The sequence below is a fragment of the Burkholderia sp. Ac-20379 genome (assembly GCF_017104645.1).
GTDB lineage: Bacteria > Pseudomonadota > Gammaproteobacteria > Burkholderiales > Burkholderiaceae > Burkholderia.
This window is the reverse complement of sequence record NZ_JAAGPF010000797.1, coordinates 1-801: the sequence shown is the minus strand read 5'-3', so window position 1 is coordinate 801 and position 801 is coordinate 1. Positions and strand designations below refer to the sequence as shown.

Annotated in this window: 1 pseudogene; it reads right to left on the bottom strand. The window is 74.2% G+C overall.

Annotation, left to right across the window (positions count from 1 at the left end):
- Positions 1 to 801 (bottom strand): annotated as a pseudogene (locus G3N92_RS34690) (MFS transporter); the annotation flags it as partial.

Genomic DNA, 801 nt, shown 5'->3' with positions numbered 1-801 from the left:
CGAGCCGCGCGGCGGCATCGACGAGCGCGGCCGGCGCGGCGGTGGGGGCCGCGTCGTGCAGGCCCGGTTGCGTCAGCGCCGCGAGCAGGGCGCCCGCGATCGCCAGCGCAATGCCTTCGCCGGCCACGCGTGTCGTGCTGAAGATGCCGGCCGCCATGCCCGCGCGCGATTTCGGCACCACGCTGATCGACAGCCCATCCATCAACCCCCACGGCAAGCCCGCGCCCACGCCGATCAACAACATCGGCCCGATCGCGGCGGCGTCCTGCCCGCCGCGCAGCGCCGCCGCCAGCAGATGCAGCCCGGCCGCCGCGATCGCCAGCCCGATGCCCGAGATCGCGCCGGCCGACAGCCAGCGCGTCAGCGTGGCCGCCACGAACGGCACCACGAGCATCGGCGCGGACAGCGCCAGCATCAGCCACGCGGCGTGGATCTCGTCGTAACCGTCGACGCCGATCAGGCGCAGCGGCAGCACCACCAGCAGCACGATGTAGCAGTAGCAGGTGGCGATCGGCAGCACCTGCACGCCGACGAAGCGCGGATAACGGAACAGCGACAGATCGAGCATCGGCCGTTCGGCCCGCAGCTCGACGATCACGAACGCCGCCGCGCCCAGCACGAACGCCGCCAGCAGCCCGATCACGACCGGCGACGCCCAGCCGCGCGTGGGCGCTTCGATCAGGCCCCAGGTGAAGCAGCCGAGCGCGGCCGTGAAGCTCAGCGTGCCGGCGCGGTCGAGGCGGCGCGCGTGCGGATCGCGCGATTCGCGCATGCGCGGCGCGCCGACGCCGAGCGACCGCG